The organism is Schinkia azotoformans (genome assembly GCF_035811335.1).
Taxonomy (GTDB): Bacteria; Bacillota; Bacilli; order Bacillales; family Bacillaceae_J; genus Schinkia; species Schinkia azotoformans.
Genome location: NZ_JARSMD010000008.1, coordinates 31,804 through 51,912, shown reverse-complemented (window position 1 = coordinate 51,912; position 20,109 = coordinate 31,804). Strand labels below are relative to the sequence as shown.

Below are 20,109 nucleotides of genomic sequence, written 5' to 3'. Positions count from 1 at the left end.
TAATGATTTCATCTGGTTTCCATCTATATAGAAAATCATACCATTCATTATAAACAAATCTACATATAATATGCTAGAGTAATCAAGAGTTTTTTGCAAAAAAAGAAGGAAAAACCCGCTTACCCATGGTTTTTCCTCCTTATATGGTGTTGGGACGCGGGGTCGGGAACTGTGGCTCACTTTCGAGCCACAGTTCCCGACCCTCTGGCCTACTTACATATTTCTACGATACTGACCGCCTACTTCGTATAGGGCGTTTGTGATTTGACCTAGGCTGGCTACTTTTACGGTTTCCATTAATTCTGCAAAAATATTACCGCCGCTAACGGCAACTTCCTTCAATTTAGCCAAAGCTACTTCCGATGCACTGGCATTGTCTTCTTGGAATTTGCGCAAATTCAAGATTTGGCTTTCCTTTTCTTCGTACGATGCACGGGCTAGCTCGATGCTGTTCATGTCTTCTTCTGATGGCGGGTTTGGATTCAAATAAGTGTTAACACCAATAATCGGCAGCTCGCCGCTATGTTTTTTATGTTCATAGTACATCGACTCTTCTTGAATCTTGCTGCGCTGGTATTGGGTTTCCATCGCACCTAAGACACCACCGCGGTCATTTAATCGTTCAAATTCCTGAAGAACCGCTTCCTCGACAATGTCTGTCAGTTCTTCAACAATAAATGAGCCTTGCAATGGATTTTCATTTTTCGTTAGGCCAAATTCCTTCGTAATGATCATTTGAATTGCCATCGCGCGGCGTACGGATTCCTCTGTCGGTGTTGTAATCGCTTCGTCATACGCATTTGTATGAAGTGAATTACAGTTATCCATTAAGGCAATTAACGCTTGCAGAGTTGTACGAATATCATTGAAGTCAATTTCCTGAGCATGCAATGAACGACCTGATGTTTGGGTATGGTACTTTAACTTTTGGCTGCGCTCATTGGCCCCATATTTATTTTTCATCGTTATTGACCAAATTCTTCTGGCAACGCGACCTAACACTGTGTATTCAGGGTCAAGTCCATTTGAGAAAAAGAATGATAGGTTTGGTGCAAACTCATCAATATCCATACCGCGGCTCAGATAGTACTCGACGTACGTGAAGCCGTTCGATAATGTGAACGCAAGCTGGGAAATCGGGTTTGCCCCCGCTTCAGCAATATGATAGCCGGAGATGGACACAGAATAATAGTTGCGAACTTTATGGTCGATAAAGTATTGCTGGATGTCCCCCATCATCCGCAGCGCAAATTCTGTAGAGAAGATACACGTATTTTGACCTTGGTCTTCTTTTAAAATATCAGCTTGAACAGTTCCACGAACGGTTTGCAGCGTCCACTCTTTAATTTTTACAAATTCCTCAACAGTAGGAATACGTCCCTGCTCCTCTTCAAATTTACGAACTTGCTGATCAATCGCTGTATTCATGAAAAAGGCAAGAATGATAGGTGCCGGTCCATTGATTGTCATTGATACAGATGTAGATGGCGCACAAAGATCAAAGCCAGCATAGAGCTTCTTCATATCCTCTAACGTACAAATGCTGACGCCGCTCTCGCCGACTTTTCCAAAAATATCAGGACGATAATCCGGATCTTCCCCATAAAGAGTAACGGAATCAAAAGCTGTACTTAGACGTTTTGCATCATCATCCTTTGAAAGATAGTGAAAACGGCGGTTTGTACGTTCAGGCGTACCTTCCCCAGCAAACTGACGCTTCGGATCCTCTCCTTCACGCTTGAATGGGAACACACCCGCTGTATAAGGGAAATATCCAGGTGTATTTTCTTTATACACCCAACGTAAAATTTCGCCCCAGTCCTCGTAATGAGGCAACTTGACCTTTGGAATATCAAGCCCAGACAGACTTTTGGTCGTCAGCTCCGTAATGATTTCTTTATCGCGAACCTTTGTCACAAATTGTTTTCCACTATATTGTTTCAAACGGCTCGGCCATTCTTGTAAAATTTTCTTAGATTCCGGCGTCAGCCTTTCTTCGATTGAAACCTTCAATGCCTCAAGTGACGCGATCACCTCATTATTCGTCTCTTTTGTTTTTAAAACTTCCAGTGTACCAGTCACTTGGAATAACTGACGGGCAATTTTCACTTGCTCTTCCGCTTGTTTATGATAGTTGCGGACAGTGTCAGCAATTTCTCGAAGATAATGGCGACGACTGTTCGGAATAATAATATTTTGCTTCACGACTTTGTCTGTTTTTTGAAGCTTTGTCGACCAATCGCCACCGAATTTTTCCTGAATTTTTTCAAGGAATGCAACAAATAGCGTGTTTGTGCCTTCATCATTAAATTGGCTCGCAATTGTTCCATAAACCGGCAGTTCCTCTGGCTCTTTATCGAAAAGATTATGGCTGCGCTGATATTGTTTGCGCACTTGCGTAAGAGCATCCTCGGAGCCTTGGCGCTCAAATTTATTTATAACAATTAAGTCAGCGTAATCAATCATATCGATTTTTTCAAGCTGAGATGGCGCCCCAAATTCACTCGTCATCACGTACATGGAAATGTCCGTAACATCGGTGATGCCGGCATCCCCTTGGCCGATTCCGCTTGTTTCAACGATGATCAGATCAAAGCCGGCCGCTTTTACAACTTGAATCGCTTCTTTAATCGCAGCGGATAGCTCCGTTCTTGAACCACGTGTTGCCAGACTTCGCATATAGATACGCGGGTTGAAAATCGAATTCATGCGAATGCGGTCCCCAAGAAGGGCCCCGCCTGTTTTTTGTTTTGTTGGGTCAATGGACAGAATTGCGACTTTTTTCTCCGGGATCTCATGGATAAAGCGGCGGATTAATTCATCTGTCAATGAGGATTTCCCTGCTCCCCCTGTTCCGGTAATGCCGACAACCGGTATGTTTTTCTCCAGTTCTTTTACCTTAGAAAGGACGGTTTGGGCTGTAGCCGCTGCCTCATCCGTTGTTGTTATCGCATTTTCTGCAAATGTAATGCATTTAGCGATTGCCTGGTGATCGCCTGCCTGAAGCTTCTCAAGCTCTTCTTCAGAAAGCTGGGTAACCGTCGGAAAATCACATTCCTCCACCATTTCATTAATCATGCCCTGCAAGCCTAATTCGCGGCCATCATCCGGTGAAAAAATTCGAGCAATCCCATAATCATGGAGCTCTTTCATTTCCCTAGGAATAATGACGCCGCCACCGCCGCCATAAATGCGAATATGTGAGGCTCCTCGTTCTTTTAACAGATCATACATATATTTAAAATATTCAACATGTCCGCCTTGATAAGAAGAAACGGCAATCCCTTGGACATCTTCCTGAATGGCAGCGTTCACAATTTCTTCAACAGAGCGATTATGCCCAAGGTGAATCACCTCAGCCCCACTGCCTTGAATAATTCTTCTCATTATATTAATGGATGCATCATGGCCATCAAAAAGACTTGATGCGGTCACAAACCGAACATGATTTTTCGGACGGTACACTTTTTCGGTACTCATCGTTTCAACTCCCCCTTTATGCTAATTATCAACTCACTATCCTGATACCACCCGGAAATTAAATTGATCACATTTCTTTGCCCTTTACCCCAAAAATCAACTGCTTGATTTGCAGCTCTGTATACTCCTCAAGTGTATACATTTTTTGAAAAAACCAGCGGCGGAATGCCCACATTTGTCCTTGTACAAAAATATTATGAGCGATGAACTCGATCTCACGTTCACTTAAGGATAGCTCCTTATTGTGAACACACCCCTTGATAACGGTTTGAAACATCCCCACCATCTCGAACTCTTTTTTCAGTACATAAGGAAGGGCATCCTTCGTTAACGATTTGGCCTCTTGGTACATAACCAACACCTCGTCCTGCATCTCGTCCATAACCTTAAAATACGCAGTTACAGCATCGCGGAGACTTTCAAGATTGCCGCGATCCGTGTCGATAACCTGCTGCATCCTTTGTTGCACCTGGTCATAAATGGAGTCACAGACTAAATAGAGAACATCTTCTTTCGTGCGTATATACTCATAAAGCGTACCGATGCTAAAGCCAGCCGCTTTGGCAATCTCCCTCGTTGTGCTCCGGTGAAAGCCTTTTTTAATAAAAAGCTTTACAGCACCTTTAATCATTTGGTCCCGTCTTTTTTGAATCAGCTTCTCGTCTTTGACAGAAGCAAGTACTTCTCGTTTTGTCAAAACATTCCCTCCTTCTTGGGAAAAGAAATGCAAGTGGTACTGGGTTTTGTTGCAATAAAACCCCAGTACCAGACAATAACTAATCGTTTCCCGACAATATTATGGTAAATTCGGATAATATTCTTCTATTGCACATAAAAATTTACCACATTAAGTCTGGAAGCGCGATTATTTTCACTAAAAAGATTGGTTTGTGTCAAAGCACAAATAGTTCGCCACAAAAATTAGTCTGCAATCAACATTCTTGAGATTACTAGACGTTGAATTTCTTGTGTTCCTTCATAAATTTGCGTAATTTTGGCGTCACGCATAAAGCGTTCTACCGGATATTCCTTTGTATAGCCGTAGCCTCCGAACACTTGAACAGCATCAGTTGTCACTTTCATTGCCGTGTCACCCGCCATTAACTTCGCCATTGCCGATGCTTGACCGTATGGTAGGCCTTCTGACTCTTTCCATGCTGCTTGATAGGTTAATAGTCTTGAAGCTTCAATCGCTGTTGCCATATCTGCTAGTTTAAAGCCGATTCCTTGCTGCAGGGCGATTGGCTTGCCGAACTGCTTGCGGTCTTTTGCATACGCAACTGCTGCATCTAAGGCCCCTTGCGCGATTCCAACAGCTTGAGCTGCGATTCCATTGCGGCCGCCGTCTAAAGTCATCATGGCAATTTTAAAGCCGTCGCCTTCTTTTCCAAGAAGATTTTCCATTGGAACACGGCAGTCTTCGAAAATAATTTCAGTTGTAGGTGAGGAACGAATACCCAGTTTATTTTCTTTTTTACCTACAGAGAAGCCTGGGAAGTCTTTTTCAACAATAAACGCACTGACGCCTTTTGTTTTTTGTTCCGGATCTGTTACCGCGAACACAACATATGTGTCAGCGACCCCGCCATTGGTAATGAAGATTTTCGATCCATTTAAAATATACTCATCGCCCACGAGCTTCGCAGTTGTTTTCATGCCGCCTGCATCAGAGCCCGCACCTGGTTCGGTTAAACCGTAGGCACCGATTTTCTTGCCTTCCGCCATTGGGCGCAAATATTTTTGTTTTTGCTCTTCTGAACCGAATTTGAAAATCGGCCAGCCTGCTAATGAAACATGTGCTGACAACGTTACCCCTGTTGATGCACAAACGCGGGAAAGCTCTTCAACCGCAATTACATAGGCTAAATAATCGAAGCCGCTGCCGCCATACTCCTCCGGCCATGGAATCCCTGTAAGACCTAATTCCGCCATTTGGTCGAAGATTTCGCGATCAAAACGTGCTTCCTCGTCGCGCTCAGCCGCTGTTGGAGCGACCACCTCATTTGCAAATTCACGAATCATTTTGCGGAGCATTTCATGTTCTTCTGATAATTGGAAATTCATTTTTACGTCCCCCTAGACAATTTTTTATTGGAATTAAATAGTTGATAGTGATTTTTTTGAAAAAATAAATCAGAGATGCGCATCGAATTTCGACTGAGGGCTCAGTCGATTAATGTGCTGAATTAATGTAAAAATATTCATTTTGCAAATAACCCCTATTTGTAGTCTTTGATCTTATGCTCGAAAAACTAAGTTAATCTGCAATTAATTTTCGATTAATCACAATTCGCTGAATCTCGCTTGTACCTTCGTAAATCTCGCAAATCTTCGCATCGCGGAAATAGCGCTCAACAGGATATTCCTTCGTATAGCCGTAGCCTCCAAATACTTGAATTGCTTCTGTTGCAACTTCCATCGCCGTTCTTGATGCAAAAAGTTTCGCCATCGATGCTTCCTGCCCACACGGAATCCCTTGCGCTTTTAAATAAGCGGCGCGATAGACTAATAGTCTTGTAGCTTCAACCGCTGTTGCCATATCGGCAAGTTTAAAACCGATTCCTTGCTGAAGGGCAATTGGTTTGCCAAATTGCTTACGATCTTTGGCATAGTTGACTGCCGCTTCTAAGGCTGCTTCAGCAATTCCAAGCGCTTGAGCCGCAATGCCGATGCGCCCATATTCGAGATTGCTCATTGCAATTTTAAAGCCTTCCCCTTCAGCGCCAAGGAGATTTTCAGCCGGCACCTTACAATCCTCAAACGTTAACTGTACCGTTCTGGAACCGTGAAGGCCCATTTTATGTTCATTTTTACCAATAATTAAACCCGGTGTATTCTTTTCTACTATAAAAGTAGAAATGCCTTTTGTGCCTTTTTCAGCATCCGTAATGGCAAAAACAATATACGTGTCTGCCTCACCACCGTTTGTGATGAAAATTTTTGAACCGTTTAATACGTAAAAATCCCCATCTTTTACAGCACGTGTTTTAAGGCTCGCCGCATCTGAACCGGCATTAGGTTCTGTCAAGGCAAAGGCCCCTAAAAACTCACCACTAGCAAGCTTCGTAACATACTTTTGCTTTTGCGCCTCCGTTCCAAAATAAAGAATCGGATTTGTTCCAACCGATGTATGAACAGACAAAATGACACCAATTGTTGCACTTACTTTTGAAATTTCGTTGATGGCGATGACGTAGGATGTATAATCCATCCCGGCGCCACCGTACTCTTCTGGAATCGTGATCCCCATCAAACCAAGCTCGGCCATCTTATTCAGTATTTCTGCTGGAAACTCATCATGCTCTTCCATTCTTTCAATAAATGGAGCAATTTCAGTTTGGGCAAAATCTCGGACCATTTTTTGCATCATTTCTTGTTCTTCAGTAAATTTTAGATCCATCGTATTGTCCTCCTTGGCGCCTTTTCTGATGAAAATGAATGAACAAGCATTAGTTTGAGATGAGTGTGCGCTCATTTTAACTATGTGGAAAAGGGGAGGAGTCTTCTTCAAAGTGCGCTTCCCCCGCTTTTTTTACCCTAATCGTGCTTGTAAGATCATTTTGCGCAAAAGCGCCCAAAAGTCTTTTTAATTTATGTTATTCATATTTATAAAAGCCGCGACCTGATTTTTTACCTAACCAGCCTGCTTTTACATATTTTCGTAGTAACGGACATGGACGATATTTGTCATCGCCGAATCCTGTGTGAAGGACTTCCATAATATACAAGCAAGTATCAAGTCCGATGAAGTCAGCCAATGTTAACGGCCCCATTGGGTGGTTCATGCCAAGCTTCATCACTTCGTCAACTGCTTCAGGAGTTGCGACCCCTTCATAAACAGTGTAAATCGCCTCGTTGATCATCGGCATTAACACGCGGTTGGAAACGAAGCCTGGGAAATCATTTACTTCAACCGGCACTTTATTCAACTTTTTCGTCATATCTTCGATTGCCTGATATACTTCATCCGCCGTTGCAAGGCCACGAATGATTTCAACGAGCTTCATCACAGGAACCGGATTCATAAAATGCATGCCGATTACTTTTTCTGGACGCTTTGTCACGGCCGCAATCTCGGTAATAGGCAGTGAAGAGGTATTAGTTGCCAAAATTGTATGAGCTGGTGCAATCTCATCAAGCTGTTTGAAGATATTGCTTTTGATTTCCATATTTTCAACCGCTGCTTCAATAATGATGTCCACTTCACTAGCTGATTGGATGTCTGTTGATGGTTGCAGGCGAGCAATGATTGCAGCTTTTTCGTCGGAAGTCATACGGTCTTTGTCAACCTGACGCTGCAGGTTTTTATCAATTATCCCCATGCCTCGATCTAAGAATTCTTGTTTTAAATCTTGTAATATTACATCGAAGCCCGCCATCGCACATACTTGTGCAATCCCAGACCCCATTTGTCCTGCCCCAATTACCATCACTTTTTGAATGCTCATGATTTGATTCCCCCAGTTTTAATTTACTTTTTATACTGCCGAAACTAGTTTTGATACCCCACTTCAACCATAATGGCGTCGCCTTGGCCGCCTCCGCTGCAAATCGCTGCGATACCCAGCCCGCCTCCGCGGCGTTTTAATTCATGAATTAATGTTAGAATAATTCTTGTGCCGCTTGCGCCGATTGGATGTCCAAGGGCTACAGCACCGCCGTTTACATTTACCTTTTCTGGATCAAGGCCAGCAATTTTTCCGCTTGTTAAAGCAACGGCGGCAAAGGCTTCGTTAATTTCAAATAGTGCGATTTCCTCCAGTGACTTCCCTGTTTTTTGTAAAAGTTCATTGATGACAAGCCCTGGCGTTTCAGGGAAACGATGTGCTTCAACAGCAATTGCGACATGACCGACAATCGTTGCCATGATTGGCTTTCCATCTTTAAGTGCCCGTTCTTCAGACATCAGAATGAGGGCGCCGGCACCGTCGTTAACACCTGGTGCATTCCCTGCCGTTATCGTACCTTCAGGCCCAAACGCAGGTGGCAGTTTGCTTAGTTTTTCAAGGGATGTGTCCTTACGCGGACCTTCATCTGTATCAATAACCATTGGGTCACCCTTTCTTTGCGGCACCTCAACGGCTACGATTTCATCTTTGAATTTGCCAGCCTCAATCGCAGCGATTGCCCGTTCGTGACTGCGGAATGACCATTCGTCCTGCTGCTGGCGGGTCAACCCGAATTCCTCTGCCGTGCTGTTTCCATATGTACCCATGTGCACTTTTTTAAAGGAGCAGGTTAAACCATCATGAACCATTAGATCAATAATTTTGGCATCTCCCATCCGTGCTCCAAAACGGGCTGAAGGCATGAAGTAAGGGGCGTTGCTCATTGATTCCATCCCGCCGGCAACAATTACCTCTTGGTCGCCAACACGAATAATTTGATCTGCTAGAGTTACGCTTCTAAGTCCTGATGCACAAACTTTATTAATCGTTTCCGTCTGGACCTCCCAAGGGATGCCAGCCTCGCGGGCTGCTTGGCGTGAAGGAATTTGTCCTTGGCCCCCCTGCAGAACAGTTCCCATAATGACTTCCCCAACCTGTGATCCATCAATACCAGCACGCTCTAACGCTTCCTTAATGGCAATACCGCCTAGCTGTGCAGCTGACAGAGAGCTTAATCCGCCTCCAAACCGCCCAAATGGTGTTCTTGCACCGCTTACAATCACTGTCCTTGTCATTTGTCTTCCCCCTTTTAAAATCCGGTTTGGCGTATTCGCACCAAGAGTTTTTCAAGCAGTCATTCTGCATCACTTGAGGGACCAGAGGGTCTGACCCCCTGGCTCCCACGCGACTCAACTGGGACAGAGTTCCCGACCCCGTGGACCACCTCTATTGCACTATCGCCTCTTCCTTCCGATAAACTGCCATCTCTAGTAATTCAGCCACATCGTATGTTTTAACTTTGTCTTCCACTTCCTTCGCTTTCGTGCCATCACTTAGCATCGTTAAGCAATATGGACAGCCACTTGAAATGACCGATGGATTCACTTCAAGCGCTTGCTCTGTGCGTGTTACGTTAATGCGGTCGCCAACATGTTCTTCCATCCACATTAATCCGCCGCCCGCACCACAGCACATCGCAGTATCACGGCTGCGTTCCATTTCAATAAGGTTGACACCAGGAATTGCTTTTAAAATTTCACGAGGTTGATCGTAAATTTCGTTGTAACGGCCAAGATAGCAGGAATCATGGAACGTGATCGTTTCATCCAATTCATATTTAGGCTGCAGACGACCTTCCTTCAACAACTGCGCCAACACCTCGGTATGGTGATAAACCTCGACTTCGAGTCCAAAGTCAATGTATTCATTTTTCAATGTATTGTATGCATGCGGATCGATCGTTACGATTTTTTTCGCACCGCTCTTTTCAATTTCAGCAATGTTTCCGCCCGCTAATTCTTGGAATAAAAACTCATTTCCAAGGCGGCGCGGTGTATCCCCAGAGTTCTTTTCTTTATTTCCCAAAATCGCGAACGAAACGCCTGCTTCATTCATTAATTTTGCAAATGATAAAGCAATTTTTTGGCTGCGGTTATCATAGGAACCCATGGAGCCAACCCAGAATAAATATTCAAACTCTTCGCCGGCTTTTTGCATTTCTTTTACAGTCTTTATCACAACATCGTCACGAAGATCACGCCAGTTTTCACGCTCTTTACGGTTGATCCCCCAAGGGTTGCCTTGACGTTCAATATTTTGCATAGCCCTTTGCGCGTCAGGATTCACTTTACCTTCTGTTAAAACAAGGTAACGGCGCAGGTCGATAATTTTTTCAACATGTTCATTCATAACCGGACATTGGTCCTCACAGTTACGGCATGTTGTACAGGCCCAAATCTCCTCTTCCGTGATCACATCACCGATTAAACTTTTATCATACCCGGCCAGCGTTGCAGCAGATTCACTTGCCCCTTGACCGGAAGCCTGCATGGCCAACTGGTTTCCAACCGTATTGGAAAAGGCAAAGGTCGGTACCCATGGAGCCCTTGACGTGATCGCTGCTCCTTTTTCTGTAAGGTGATCACGCATTTTAACAATCAAATCCATTGGCGACAGCAACTTTCCTGTTGCCGTTGCCGGACACATGCTTGTACAACGACCACACTCTACACATGCGTAAAAGTCAATCATCTGGTGCTGCGTGAAGTCCTCGATTTTTCCAACCCCAAAGGACTCTTGTGTTTCGTCTTCAAAATTAATCGGTCTAAGCTTTCCAGGCGCGTCTAAACGATTAAAAAAGACGTTGAGTGGCCCAGCAATCAAATGGGCATGCTTAGACTGCGGAACGTAAACTAAGAAAGTTAACAATACTAATAAATGAATCCACCAAGCGATATAAAAAATTGTCACTGCCACCGGTTTACTGATACCGGCAAAAATCGTAGCAATCGCGCCTGCCACCGGCTCACTCAATGACGGCTCGTGACCGTGCCAAATTAGGCCCATGCCATTTCCAAGTAAAACAGAAAGCATTAATGAACCAATAAAAATAAGAACCAAACCCGCTTTGAGCCCCCGCTTAAGACGAGCAAGTTTTTCAATATAGCGGCGATAAAAGGCAAAAAGAACAGCCACCAAAATCATCAGCGTTACAATTTCTTGGAAAAAAGTAAATGCCGGATACAACGGTCCAAATGGCAGATGCGACCCAGGCACTAGCCCCTTCCAAATAAAATCAATCGCACCAAATTGGACAAGCAAGAAGCCGTAAAACATCATGACATGCATAATTCCACTTTTCTTATCCTTCATAAGCTTCTTTTGTCCGAACACCATAACCCAAATCTTGTCAAAGCGCTCTTTATACTTACGGTCAAACTCTACTTTTTTACCCAGTTTGATGTATTCATGTCTTGTTTTCAGGAGGTAAGAAAATAGATAAATGCCGTATGCAGTTACTAACAGAAATGCAATCCAGTTGACTAACAGCATAAAATAGTCTCTCCTTTTGTGATAAATTGTGGGTTGAATTAAGGTCGTAGTGTGGGACATGGGGTCAGACCCCATGGTCCAACCCCAGCAAATCAGTTGCTCGCTTTTTGTGCCGCAGAACCCGACCCTCTGTCTCACTCCTTGTCCCGCTTTAATTTTTCAAAGGGTATAAATTTTCTGAATTCATTATATCATAAATATTGTAAATTGAGCGAGCGTTCAGTCGACATTTTTTTCAAAAAATTTTTTCTTAACTATATGTTAAGTTGTACATACTACCTAATAGAAATTAATATGATTGAGGAGTCCAAATTAATGACTGTAATATTAATTTTATTGTTAATTTTTATAGCTTGGCTTGCCATTGACTTTTTCTTCGGCCGTTTGAAGCATCTTAATTCCGTTTCAAAACGAAACTACCCGCTCAGGCATGCCAATTGGCAATTGTTCACTGATGGACAAGAACTTTATAATCATTTGTTTGAGGATATTTCAAATGCAAAGCACCACGTTCATATTTTATTTTATATCGTTAAAAATGATTTGATCAGCAATGACTTTTTGAATTTATTAAAAAAGAAAGCGGAGGAAGGAGTCAAAGTTCGCCTTCTATTGGACCGGGTTGGCTCCTATCGAATTTCAAGGAAAGAGGTTCGCCAATTACGGGAAAGCGGCGTACATTTTTCATTTAGTAATAAGCCGAGGTTTCCTTTCATTTTTTATACTTTAAACTATCGCAATCATCGGAAAATCACGGTCATTGACGGAAATATCGGTTATTTTGGCGGCTTTAATATTGGAAAGGAATATTTAGGACATGACCCGTACCTTGGATATTGGCAGGATTTCCATTTGAAAATACACGGTGACGGTGTTCAAGATCTTCAATCCGAGTTTATGTCGGATTGGGGAAAAGCAACGAATGAACACTTACACGGTGAATCTGTATATTTCCCGAAATTGGAGCAAGGCCCTTTGCCATTGCGGTTCCTCCCAACAGACGGCGCCTTTATTAAAGATTTATTAATTGATCTGATAAAAAATTCAAAGTCTGAAATCTTAATTGGCACCCCTTATTTCATCCCCGGGTATGAAATGCTGCAAGTAATATTGGCGGCAAGAAAGCGTGGGGTTAATGTAAAAATACTTGTGCCTTATAAGGCGGACCATCCTTTTGTAAAAGAAGCAGCATTCCCCTATTTTAAGGTAATGTTGAAAGCCGGCTGTCAAATTTATCGCTACACGAATGGCTTTTATCACGGAAAAATTATTTTGATTGATAATGAGCTTTGTGATTTTGGTACTGCCAACTTTGATAAGCGCAGCTTTTTTATTAATGATGAACTAAATTGCTTCATTCGTGACCCGGCCTTTATTGAAAAAATACGAAGTGAGTTTTTGATAGACGTCTTCCATCGTTCTGAAAAATTGACGACTAAGAAATATGAAAAACGCCCGTTTTTACAGCGAGGCAAGGAGTTTTTTTCATCATTGATTTCGGATTTGTTGTAATCAGAAAAGCGGAAGCACCCGTTTAGCGACGAAAAAACTGGAGCTCGTCGACTGAGATAAAGGAAATACGGCGAACGTAGAGAGTCGATGTTGACTTATCGTAGGGAGGCGGGTGAAGTTTTTCTAGTCGCTAGGTGCTGGAGCTGGACAACGATGCACAAAATAATATGAGCTTTAATTTTTTTCAAGCAAAAATTCATATAGCACAATCGCATGATTATGAAGCTGATCCTTCGCAGCATACAACAAAGTAACCGGCTCTTCCATTACCTTTTGTTTTAAAATGTCGACCTGCTCTTTATGTAGTGGGTCTTCCTTCAATTCTTTCAGGTAATTTTTCCGGAATTGTGGAAAAAGCTCGGGATCATGGCAAAACCATTTTCGCAGCTCTGGACTTGGAGCAATTTCCTTCATCCATAAATCAACTTTTGCCACTTCCTTTTTGATGCCCCTTGGCCATAGCCTGTCAATTAGCACCCGAAATCCATCGTCTGAATCAGGTGTTTCGTAAATTCTTTTCATTTTAAAATTTTGTTTCAAAATAAGCAATTACTCCTTACTTGTTTGTTTTTACTCCCCACTTTATTTTTGCAAAAAACCCTCAGGCCATGAATGATCCGTGATCCGAGGGTTCAAACATACATATACTACATTTTCTCTGGTGCAGATACTCCAACTAGGTCTAAGGCATTTTTTAATGTGATTTGAACAGCTTTTACTAGGGCAAGGCGTGCTCTAGATTTTTCAAGTTCTTCAGGGTTGATGACTTTTTCAGCATTGTAGAAGCTGTGTAATGCAGAAGCTAAATCATAGATATAGTTAGTTATGCGGTGTGGCATTCTTTTTTCTGCTGCTTCTGCTACGGCTTCTGGGAATTCGCCAAGCTTTTTCAATAGATCGATTTCTTTTTCAGCTTGGATTTGTGAAAGGTCAAGCGCACCTTCAAAGATAAGGCTTTGCTCTTCACCTTGGCGCAGCATACTGCAAATACGGGCATGTGCATATTGTGCATAATAAACCGGGTTTTCATTTGATTTTGATACAGCTAAATCCATATCAAAATCTAAATGGCTGTCCGCACTGCGCATTGCGAAGAAATAACGCATTGCATCAATGCCCACTTCTTCCATTAACTCACGAAGCGTGACTGCTTTACCTGTACGTTTGCTCATTTTCATCTTTTCACCGTTTTGGAAAAGGTTAACCATTTGAATAATTTCTACTTCTAATGTATCTGCATTGTAGCCAAGGGCTTGAATCGCCGCTTTCATTCTTGGGATGTAGCCATGATGGTCTGCTCCCCAAATGTTGATCAGCTTTTCAAAGCCACGCTTTAATTTATCTTGATGGTAAGCAATATCTGGAGTTAAGTACGTATAGCTGCCATCATTTTTAATTAATACGCGGTCTTTGTCATCGCCATATGTTGTGGAACGAAACCAGGTTGCCCCATCCTCTTCATAGAGTTCTCCTTTTTCTCGCAACGCATCCAACGCCACATCAATTTTGCCATTTTCATATAAAGAGGTCTCTGAAAACCAGTTATCGAATTCAACGCGGAATTGCTTAAGGTCCTCACGAAGCTTCGCTAACTCAAACTTTAAACCATAATCACGGAAGTACTTGTAGCGCTCTTGTTCATCTTTTTGTAAAAGACTGTCGCCCTCTTCCTCCGCAAGCTTTTGACCAATTCCAATAACGTCAGCACCATGATAGCCGTCCTCCGGCATTGCCACATCTTGACCTAACGCCTGTCTGTAGCGTGCTTCAACTGAAAGAGCCAAATTATGGATTTGGTTCCCCGCATCATTAATATAATATTCACGTTGAACATCATAACCTGCTTTTGCTAAAACATTACATAACGTATCACCCACCGCTGCACCACGAGCATGTCCTAAATGAAGGTCCCCAGTAGGGTTTGCAGATACAAACTCAACTTGAACTTTTTGGCCCTTGCCAGTGTTTGTCTGTCCATATCCGGAGCCAGCTTCAAGAATCGTTGGGATTAAGTCTGTAAGATAGCTATTATTCATGTAAAAATTGATAAAGCCTGGACCCGCGATTTCAATTTTTTCAATAGATGCTTTTGTTTTATCAAAATTTTCAACAAGCTGCTCTGCAATCATACGTGGCGCTTTTTTAGCCACACGGGCAAGCTGCATCGCCATATTGGTTGCGTAATCACCATGCGCTTTTTCTTTTGGTATTTCTAAAATCACTTCAGGGATTTCAGCTTCACTTGCTAGTTCAGCTTTCATGACAGCTGCTTTAATTTCTTCCTTTAATCGTTCTTTCACTTGTTCAACGATATTCATCGGAGTTCCTCCTTCATTTTTTCTTATTCAGTTAAATGTTTTATGTATGGATGGATTTTTGCGTTTTTACTATGTTTTTACCTGCGTTTATTCTATTTTTTCTATCATAAAAGTCAGCCGGTGGCGGCCAACCCATTCACCTTGCATTTGCAACTGATAAGAGAGTATTAACTTTGCTTTACGAGAGTCGATACGATTTGTAAAATCAATATTTTCAGTTTTTGCAACCATTTCCATCATTCCATATGGGCTTTGGTAGGACCCGAATGTTGTAGCACCCTTTTTATAAGTCTGGCGCATGGAAACCCCACCGGAGCGCATGATCAAAACTTCATCACCTTTGACTTTTATCACATTCGAAATCTGCCCCACATTCTCCATCATTTCCTTATAGGCAAGGAAAGTTGCATCCTCTTTCGAATATAAAGTACCTTCTTCCTCAATCGTTAGCAATTCTTTACGGCCTGCACCATCGCGAATTTCTGTAACAAGCTTTAATCGAATTGGTATTTTTGCTGATTCATTTTCTGCCATGAAGACACGTCCTCTTAGTCTCTTTAACCTTTCTATTATATTAATTGTATCCAATGTTCGCAAGAGGAAGACGTGAGTTGGTGAATATCTTGTGGGTCGCAGGGTCAGACCCTGTGGCTTTGTTTATATATAAAAAAAGGAATCCCTACTAATTAGAGATCCCTACAATTTCTTTTACTATATTTTCTTTATTTAAGGCACCACCGTTACCGGCACAGGTGCTTCATGGAGCACACTGTAGCTGACGCTGCCTAGTATATTTCTCTTAAATGCACCTAAGCCTCTTGTACCCATGACGATCATCGTTACTTGTTCTTCTTCTGCTTCTTTGCAAATTTCTAAATCAGGTAATCCGATTCTCGATTTAGTCACGACCTCTAAACTTTGGTCTTGCACAATATCTAGCACTTTATCAATCGCTTCTTGTGCTTCGTCTTCTTGGTATTCATGTAATTCCTCTTGGCTTATGAACCTTTTAACATTGCGTGTATTAAGGCTTAATTGGACATTTAACACGATTATTTTTGCTTGAAGGCCTTTTGCGATATGAACAGCGAATTTCAATGCTCTTCTTGAATGGTCTGAACCATCAACAGGGACTAATATTGTGTTTTCCATAGGGTCTTACCTCCAATTTAATCAAAATTCAATTTTGTATTCCTATTTATTCATAATTCGACAATGGCAATAGTTTCTCCTGCATCATAAGCCCCAGTATGGGGACAGGCACCCTAAATAGAAAAACCAGCATAGCGACAGTAACTATGCTGGTCAAACAAACCCTATTTAAAATGCTCGGCAACAAAGGATGGAACATTTTCCAAGCCGTGGTAGGATGGCTCTTTGCTATTTTTATAATAGATGGCGATTAAATATTCCTTGTCCCAACGCCATGATGCTTCATACAAGCACTCTTCCAGCTGACTTGGGTCTTCGATGATTAAAGGTTTCTCATTGTTTTTAAACAAGGTTTCCAAAGATACGCCGGGCCTTGATAGGGCTTCCTCTGCGTTCTCAGCTTTGATTACAGCCACAAACATTAAGTCCTCCGGCACGACTCTTGCCTGCTCGAGTAAATTATTTTCCTTTAACCAATTGTCAAATTGATGATAGGACTTTTTCCACGGAACATACAAACGTTGGTTATTTTCTAATAGTAATTCAATTTCTCCCCATGTTTCGCGCTCTGTTACGATGTCTTCATACGGTTCCTGGAGCATATCTGATTTAAGGGCATTGATGATTTCCTCAATTTGCTTCGGATCGACCGTATTAAACTTTTTATAACTAAGATAATTTGTATTAAGCGAAATCTTATCTACCTGTATCTCTTCTTTTAATCTTAATAATTCATTATTTGAGTATCTATATTCCTGTGATTCATAAATTGGCTTCAACTGTTCGTCGTAGCCAGCTTCTGGAATTTCATACTGGCGGACTAATTTTGAGCCATTTTTCAACTCATAGGCAACCACAATATTTTGATAAGATTTTCGACTCGTTACTTGGTCCCCACCTTCGATCAACTGCTGATGAAGCTTCATAATCGAATTGATATTTTCCGGATCCTTAAAAAAGTAACGATTCGATTCATTTAAGGCATTTACCTGAATTACCTCTGAGTATTCAGTCACCGGCATCGCGTATTCGGGCGTTTCTGGGTACTCATTTTTTAACCAATGAGCATTATATCCGAAATAAGCGCGCTCAATTTCAGCTGCATCCGGCAGCTTTTTTTCATACCCAGTCATGTCTAAACTCAAAAGGAGTCCAAGCACTGCAACTGCAACTGCATAAACTAGATAGCCTTTCATTTTTCGGAAAATCCGCCACGTTTTTTGCAATACCATTTCGGCAACGATATAGCCAAAAACGGATCCAAAAATATATCCAAATAATATCCAGCCCATTTCACCTTGCTGTGTTTCACCAAAATACATCCCGCTGAGCAGCATGAAGCAAAACGTAACTCCATATTTAAAAATTGGCTTTAAATAGCGGAAAGCAATGGCTTGCGTCGCGCCTTCAATTTGTCTTTTTTTATAAGCAAAAATCCCTAATAGGTAGAAAATCACCGATAGAGCAATGTAAATCAAGACTGCTTTGGCTGTCATGCTTCGATGCCCAATTTCAATCATTTGAGCAATCGGAGTTAGAAATTCTATATTTTGATCAAAATAATAATCATAAGCAAATCCGTAGATAAAATATTTTAAATTATGATAGAGCAAAATCATAATCCCAGCTGGAAATACTAGAAAAATATAAGCCAGCACAATCGATACCGCTGAAATCCCCGTAACAGCGCCAATTAACGTCGTCAGTGCAAACACGAACACATTCATGACGATTGTCAGACCTGCCCATTTTGTAATATCCAAAGCTGAAAAATAACCTTCTAAACCAAGCGTCCCATGGGCGATCGCTATAAAAATAGCTGTAATAACGACAGGTACAACTAATAGAGAAATTCCAATGAGCGCATGATGGTGAAACAGTGTCGTTCTTTTAATCGGAAGGCTGTGAATGAAATCGGCCGGCACCTTCACCTGCAAATAACGGAATAAAATAATGGATAGAATCACCGGGACTGAGAACATTAACAATACTTGAAGGCCATCTAAAATTGAAAAAAGGTAATGACCGTTATCATAGTTGTCAGGTAAATGCTCCGCCTGGTACATCATAAAGATTTGTAATGGCACCGCAAATAACAAAGCAATTTGGTAGATGATGCCGATCCAACCGACATTTCGTAAATCCTGCGTAACAATCCCGCGTTTAAACCATGATACTTTCGATTGCATAGCCGACATCCCCCATTTCGTAAATAAAGATTTCCTCAAGTGTTAGTGGCAATAGGTCAAACAGAACCGGATGGAACGATTGCACCTTATCTTTGACGTCCTCTTCCTTTCCTCTAACAATACAAAGGAGGACACTTCCACGTGATTCCTGATAAAGAACATCGAGGTCTTGTAAAAACCCGGCCGGTGTTTCGCCCGCTTTAAAGGCCACTTGAATTTTATGAATATCTGATTTTAGATCATCTAGATCCCTTTCAATCATAATTTCGCCATGATGCAAAATGCCGACATGATCGCAAATATCTTCCACTTCCCGGAGGTTGTGTGAAGAAATGAGAACGGTCATTTCACGTTCCGCCACATCCTGGACAAGCAGATTTTTCACCTTTTGACGCATAACTGCATCCAAGCCATCAAGCGGTTCATCTAAAATCAGCACTTCCGGCATTGTGGAAAGTGTTAGCCAAAAAGCAACTTGACGCTGCATCCCTTTTGAGAGGCGGTGAACTTTTTTATTTTGATCAATTGGAAAAACCTCACCCAGCCTTTGGTACCGTTCCTCATTCCATGACGGAAATAGACTTCTATAATAGTCAGCCATTTGTTTGATCGTATATTGTGAGAAAAAGAACAGCGTGTCTGGTAAAAAGATGATTTTCTGTTTAATTTGGACATTTTCAAACACCGATTGATTGTCAATTTGAACTTCGCCACTGTCCTGACGGTAAATACCTGCTAATATTTTTAAAAGAGTAGTTTTACCCGCACCATTTGACCCTAGCAAACCGTAGATGGAACCTTTGTTTATATGTAAGCTCACATTTTTGACTGCCTCCATGTCTTCAAAGGATTTGCGGATATTTTTTATGTTGATCATTGTTTCTCGCCCCCTTTGACGGACTGCTCAGCCTCTTCAATGAGCGTGACGATTTCTTCTTTTTTGACTCCTAGAAAAATCGCCTCTGAAATTAACTTCATTAATTCTTGTTTCATCTTCTTCACCTTTTCCCCCTTGTTGATCTCTGACGGCGGTGTGACAAAACTGCCTTTCCCTGGCACTGAGTAAATATAGCCTTGATGTTCTAATTCTCGGTAAGCTTTTTGAATTGTATTTGGATTAATCGTTAAGTCCTTGGCCAGCTGGCGAACGGACGGCAATTGTTCATCCGCTTTCAGTACTTCATTAATAATTAAATCTTTCAACTTTTCAACGAGCTGTTCATAGATGGGTACCCGACTGCGCATATCTAATTGGAACATATTAGCTTTAGGCCTCCTCTCATCTTGTTGTGTTAGTCGTATTATGTGTTCTAACCGTATTATATATCATAATACAGTTATGTCAATAGGAAAATTGATGGGGTGAAGTGCGGTGCGGGGTTCGATGCGGAGACAGGCACTGCTGAATGCACTACTGGCGTAGCAACTGATGCGTGGGGACAGGCACCACTGGAAAGGTATCTATGAAAAAAAACACTTGAAGTAATCTCCCCAAGTGTTTGAACGTGCTTTGTATTT

At 42.0% G+C, this 20,109-nt stretch carries 15 protein-coding genes; 1 reads left to right on the top strand and 14 read right to left on the bottom strand.

Translation table 11 applies throughout. The annotated features are described in order from the left end of the window. Positions 1-213 precede the first annotated feature (213 nt). The 7 genes from icmF to P9E47_RS04185 all read right to left on the bottom strand — a co-directional run bounded on the left by icmF (position 214) and on the right by P9E47_RS04185 (position 11,420). Positions 214-3,480 carry a fused isobutyryl-CoA mutase/GTPase IcmF gene (gene icmF, locus P9E47_RS04215; protein ID WP_326162659.1) on the bottom strand — a complete coding sequence of 1,089 codons (3,267 nt, stop codon included), beginning with the start codon at positions 3,478-3,480 and terminating at the stop codon, positions 214-216. A 67-nt stretch (positions 3,481-3,547) separates the two neighbouring features. Continuing rightward, on the bottom strand, positions 3,548-4,177 hold the full coding sequence (locus P9E47_RS04210) for a TetR/AcrR family transcriptional regulator (RefSeq protein ID WP_003333109.1): 630 nt from the start codon (positions 4,175-4,177) through the stop codon (positions 3,548-3,550). Between the two features lie 224 nt (positions 4,178-4,401). Then, complete coding sequence (locus tag P9E47_RS04205) at positions 4,402-5,544, bottom strand: acyl-CoA dehydrogenase (protein WP_003333110.1); 1,143 nt, start codon at positions 5,542-5,544, stop codon at positions 4,402-4,404. 193 nt (positions 5,545-5,737) lie between these two features. Further along, on the bottom strand, positions 5,738-6,880 hold the full coding sequence (locus P9E47_RS04200) for an acyl-CoA dehydrogenase (RefSeq protein ID WP_003333111.1): 1,143 nt from the start codon (positions 6,878-6,880) through the stop codon (positions 5,738-5,740). 196 nt (positions 6,881-7,076) lie between these two features. Then, positions 7,077-7,928, bottom strand: a complete 852-nt coding sequence (locus P9E47_RS04195) for a 3-hydroxybutyryl-CoA dehydrogenase (protein ID WP_003333112.1) — start codon at positions 7,926-7,928, stop codon at positions 7,077-7,079. Positions 7,929-7,972: 44 nt separating this feature from the next. Beyond that, positions 7,973-9,163, bottom strand: coding sequence for an acetyl-CoA C-acetyltransferase (locus P9E47_RS04190; RefSeq protein ID WP_326162658.1), 1,191 nt, complete (start codon positions 9,161-9,163; stop codon positions 7,973-7,975). A gap of 151 nt (positions 9,164-9,314) precedes the next feature. Then, positions 9,315-11,420 carry a (Fe-S)-binding protein gene (locus P9E47_RS04185; protein WP_326162657.1) on the bottom strand — a complete coding sequence of 702 codons (2,106 nt, stop codon included), beginning with the start codon at positions 11,418-11,420 and terminating at the stop codon, positions 9,315-9,317. Between the two features lie 315 nt (positions 11,421-11,735). On the opposite strand from P9E47_RS04185, the gene cls reads away from it, so the two are divergent. Continuing rightward, positions 11,736-12,932, top strand: a complete 1,197-nt coding sequence (gene cls, locus P9E47_RS04180) for a cardiolipin synthase (protein ID WP_326162655.1) — start codon at positions 11,736-11,738, stop codon at positions 12,930-12,932. A gap of 174 nt (positions 12,933-13,106) precedes the next feature. Here cls and P9E47_RS04175 read toward each other — a convergent pair whose 3' ends face one another. The 7 genes from P9E47_RS04175 to P9E47_RS04145 all read right to left on the bottom strand — a co-directional run bounded on the left by P9E47_RS04175 (position 13,107) and on the right by P9E47_RS04145 (position 19,851). Further along, on the bottom strand, positions 13,107-13,472 hold the full coding sequence (locus P9E47_RS04175) for a DUF488 domain-containing protein (protein ID WP_003333117.1): 366 nt from the start codon (positions 13,470-13,472) through the stop codon (positions 13,107-13,109). Between the two features lie 107 nt (positions 13,473-13,579). Continuing rightward, entirely contained in the window at positions 13,580-15,250 is a 1,671-nt protein-coding gene (gene argS, locus P9E47_RS04170) for an arginine--tRNA ligase (protein ID WP_326162653.1), read from the bottom strand. A gap of 87 nt (positions 15,251-15,337) precedes the next feature. After that, positions 15,338-15,784 (bottom strand): DUF1934 domain-containing protein, encoded by a 447-nt coding sequence (locus P9E47_RS04165; RefSeq protein ID WP_003333119.1) that lies wholly within the window; start codon positions 15,782-15,784, stop codon positions 15,338-15,340. Between the two features lie 192 nt (positions 15,785-15,976). Next, positions 15,977-16,402, bottom strand: coding sequence for a universal stress protein (locus P9E47_RS04160; RefSeq protein WP_326162652.1), 426 nt, complete (start codon positions 16,400-16,402; stop codon positions 15,977-15,979). Positions 16,403-16,566: 164 nt separating this feature from the next. Then, on the bottom strand, positions 16,567-18,591 hold the full coding sequence (locus P9E47_RS04155; RefSeq protein ID WP_326162651.1) for a DUF6449 domain-containing protein: 2,025 nt from the start codon (positions 18,589-18,591) through the stop codon (positions 16,567-16,569). Next, positions 18,566-19,468 carry an ABC transporter ATP-binding protein gene (locus P9E47_RS04150; protein ID WP_326162649.1) on the bottom strand — a complete coding sequence of 301 codons (903 nt, stop codon included), beginning with the start codon at positions 19,466-19,468 and terminating at the stop codon, positions 18,566-18,568. The genes P9E47_RS04155 and P9E47_RS04150 overlap by 26 nt, the downstream gene beginning before the upstream one ends. Further along, a complete protein-coding gene (locus P9E47_RS04145; RefSeq protein ID WP_003333123.1) occupies positions 19,465-19,851 on the bottom strand; it encodes a GntR family transcriptional regulator in 387 nt (128 codons plus the stop codon). Before P9E47_RS04145 ends, P9E47_RS04150 begins: the two co-directional genes overlap by 4 nt. Positions 19,852-20,109: the final 258 nt, after the last annotated feature.